Below are 3,125 nucleotides of genomic sequence, written 5' to 3'. Positions count from 1 at the left end.
GTCCGACCACCGCGATCCAGCTGACACCGGATTTCTAGATGGCCGAGTTCAAACGTCAGGACCTGGTGTACGAGAAAGAAGATCTGTTGATCTCCGGCCCCGGCAAAAACCCTGATTACAACTTCTATCGTGTTGCAGGTATGGCAATCGCTGGCAAGCCGAAAGGCGCCGCACAGAACGAAGCCGAACCGATCAACGTGAAGAGCTTGCTGCCTTAAGGAAGAACGATGGAATTCGCTTTCTATTTCGCATCGGGTATCGCTGTTGTGTCCACGCTTCGCGTAGTCACCAACACCAATCCTGTGCACGCCCTGCTCTACCTGATCATCTCGTTGATCGCTGTGGCCATGACCTTCTTCGCACTCGGCGCACCGTTCGCTGGCGTGCTGGAAGTGATCGCCTACGCCGGCGCCATCATGGTGCTGTTCGTGTTCGTGGTGATGATGCTGAACCTGGGCCCCGCCTCGGTTCAGCAAGAACGCGTCTGGCTCAAGCCCGGCATCTGGGCCGGTCCGGTGATTCTCGGCGCGCTGCTGCTGGCCGAACTGCTGTATGTGCTGTTCGCTCACCAGAGCGGTCAGGCCATCGGCCACACCACCGTAGACGCGAAAGCCGTGGGCATCAGCCTGTTCGGCCCGTACCTGCTGGTGGTCGAACTCGCCTCGATGCTGCTGCTTGCTGCAGCCGTCACGGCGTTCCATTTGGGCCGTAACGAGGCGAAGGAGTAAGACATGCCTGCTATCCCTCTCGAACATGGTTTAGCCGTCGCCGGCATCCTGTTCTGCCTTGGTCTGGTCGGCCTGATGGTCCGCCGCAACATTTTGTTCGTGTTGATGAGTCTGGAAGTGATGATGAACGCCTCTGCACTGGCGTTCATTGTTGCAGGCGCCCGTTGGGGCCAGCCGGATGGACAGATCATGTTCATCCTGGTGATCAGCCTTGCAGCCGCCGAGGCCAGTATTGGTCTGGCGATCCTGCTGCAACTGTATCGCCGCTTCCACACGCTCGATATCGACGCTGCCAGTGAGATGCGCGGATGAATCTTATCTTTCTGACTTTCGTATTCCCTCTGATCGGTTTCCTGCTGCTGTCGTTCTCCCGTGGACGCTGGTCGGAAAACCTCTCGGCGCTGATCGGCGTGGGTTCCATTGGCTTGTCGGCGATTGTCGCCGCTTACGTCATCTGGCAATTCAACGTCGCACCTCCCGAGGGTGGTCATTACACCCTGGTGCTGTGGAAGTGGATGGCGGTCGAAGGCTTCAAGCCTGACTTCGCCCTCTACGTCGACGGCCTGTCGATCACCATGCTCGGCGTGGTCGTTGGCGTGGGTTTCCTGATCCACCTGTTCGCGTCCTGGTACATGCGCGGTGAAGCGGGCTACTCGCGCTTCTTCTCGTACACCAACCTGTTTATCGCCAGCATGCTGTTCCTGGTGCTCGGCGATAACCTGTTGTTCCTGTACTTCGGCTGGGAAGGCGTGGGCCTGTGCTCGTACCTGTTGATCGGTTTCTATTACAGCAACCGCAACAACGGTAACGCCGCACTCAAGGCCTTCATCGTGACCCGGATCGGCGACGTGTTCATGGCCATCGGCCTGTTCATCCTGTTCCAGCAAGTGGGCACGCTGAACATCCAGGAACTGCTGGTGCTGGCACCGCAGAAATTCCAGGTCGGCGACTTCTGGATCACCCTGGCAACCCTGATGCTGCTGGGTGGCGCGGTTGGTAAATCGGCACAACTGCCGCTGCAAACCTGGCTCGCGGACGCGATGGCCGGCCCGACTCCGGTGTCGGCACTGATCCACGCCGCCACCATGGTGACCGCTGGTGTTTACCTGATCGCCCGTACCCACGGTCTGTTCACCCTGGCGCCGGAAATCCTGCACCTGGTCGGCATCGTTGGTGGTGTGACGCTGGTTCTCGCAGGTTTCGCCGCACTGGTTCAGACCGACATCAAACGTATCCTCGCCTACTCGACCATGAGCCAGATCGGCTACATGTTCCTGGCGCTGGGCGTTGGCGCCTGGGATGGCGCGATTTTCCACCTGATGACCCACGCCTTCTTCAAGGCCCTGCTGTTCCTTGCTTCCGGTGCGGTGATCGTTGCCTGCCATCACGAGCAGAACATCTTCAAGATGGGCGGTCTGTGGAAAAAACTGCCACTGGCCTACGCCAGCTTCATCGTTGGTGGTGCTGCCCTGGCCGCTCTGCCACTGGTCACCGCCGGCTTCTACTCCAAGGACGAAATCCTTTGGGAAGCGTTCGCCAGCGGCAACCACGGTCTGCTTTACGCAGGTCTGGTCGGCGCGTTCATGACGTCGCTGTACACCTTCCGCCTGATCTTCATCACGTTCCACGGTGAAGCCAAGACCGAAGCCCACGCCGGTCACGGCATCTCGCACTGGCTGCCACTCTCGGTGCTGATCGTACTGTCGACTTTTGTCGGCGCCATGATCGTGCCACCGCTGCACGGCGTGCTGCCAGAAAGCGTTGGCCATGCCGGTGGCGAAGCCAAGCACAGTCTGGAAATCGCCTCGGGCGCCATCGCCCTGGCCGGTATCCTGCTGGCAGCGCTGCTGTTCCTCGGCAAGCGTCGCTTCGTCACGGCCATCGCCAACAGCGGCATCGGCCGTTTCCTTTCGGCCTGGTGGTTCGCTGCCTGGGGCTTCGACTGGATCTACGACAAACTGTTCGTCAAGCCTTACCTGGCGATCAGCCACGTACTGCGCAAAGACCCGCTCGACCAGACCATCGGTCTGATCCCGCGTATGGCCAAGGGTGGTCACACCGCCCTGAGCCGCACCGAGACCGGTCAACTGCGTTGGTACGCTGCTTCGATGGCTGCTGGTGCCGTGCTGGTCATTGGCGCCATCGTGCTGGTAGCGGTCTGATATGAACCTTGCGAATTTGCGAAAGGAAACGAGCCCGTCATGATTCTGCCTTGGCTAATCCTGATCCCCTTCATCGGCGGCCTGCTGTGCTGGATGGGTGAGCGCTTCGGCGCTACCCTGCCCCGCTGGATTGCGCTGTTGACCATGACCCTGGAACTCGCCCTCGGCCTCTTCCTGTTGGCCCAAGGGGCGTGTTGATATGCACAGGAGCCTGGCGACTATCAGACCTGGGCGC

3 protein-coding genes and 2 pseudogenes are annotated in these 3,125 nt (G+C 60.0%); all 5 read left to right on the top strand.

The features are described from left to right. Positions 1 to 218: pseudogene (locus ACIF4X_RS29070) on the top strand (NADH-quinone oxidoreductase subunit I); the annotation flags it as partial. 9 nt (positions 219 to 227) lie between these two features. After that, positions 228 to 728 carry an NADH-quinone oxidoreductase subunit J gene (nuoJ, locus tag ACIF4X_RS29065; RefSeq protein ID WP_249486939.1) on the top strand — a complete coding sequence of 167 codons (501 nt, stop codon included), beginning with the start codon at positions 228 to 230 and terminating at the stop codon, positions 726 to 728. Between the two features lie 3 nt (positions 729 to 731). Further along, complete coding sequence (gene nuoK, locus ACIF4X_RS29060) at positions 732 to 1,040, top strand: NADH-quinone oxidoreductase subunit NuoK (protein ID WP_003223790.1); 309 nt, start codon at positions 732 to 734, stop codon at positions 1,038 to 1,040. Next, positions 1,037 to 2,890: an NADH-quinone oxidoreductase subunit L gene (nuoL, locus tag ACIF4X_RS29055; protein ID WP_007920175.1), complete on the top strand. Its 1,854-nt coding sequence runs from the start codon at positions 1,037 to 1,039 to the stop codon at positions 2,888 to 2,890. The genes nuoK and nuoL overlap by 4 nt, the downstream gene beginning before the upstream one ends. A 39-nt stretch (positions 2,891 to 2,929) precedes the next feature. Beyond that, positions 2,930 to 3,085, top strand: a pseudogene (locus ACIF4X_RS29050) (hypothetical protein); the annotation flags it as partial. Positions 3,086 to 3,125: the final 40 nt, after the last annotated feature.

The sequence above is a fragment of the Pseudomonas sp. NPDC085632 genome, assembly GCF_044541255.1.
Taxonomy (GTDB): domain Bacteria; phylum Pseudomonadota; class Gammaproteobacteria; order Pseudomonadales; family Pseudomonadaceae; genus Aquipseudomonas.
This window is presented reverse-complemented; position numbering and strand designations above follow the sequence as displayed.

Excerpts from the sequence above, each read along its gene's own strand:
- nuoL (WP_007920175.1), top strand. The coding sequence starts at position 1,037 with ATGAATCTTATCTTTCTGACTTTCGTATTCCCTCTGATCGGTTTCCTG.
- nuoJ (WP_249486939.1), top strand. The coding sequence starts at position 228 with ATGGAATTCGCTTTCTATTTCGCATCGGGTATCGCTGTTGTGTCCACG.
- nuoK (WP_003223790.1), top strand. The coding sequence starts at position 732 with ATGCCTGCTATCCCTCTCGAACATGGTTTAGCCGTCGCCGGCATCCTG.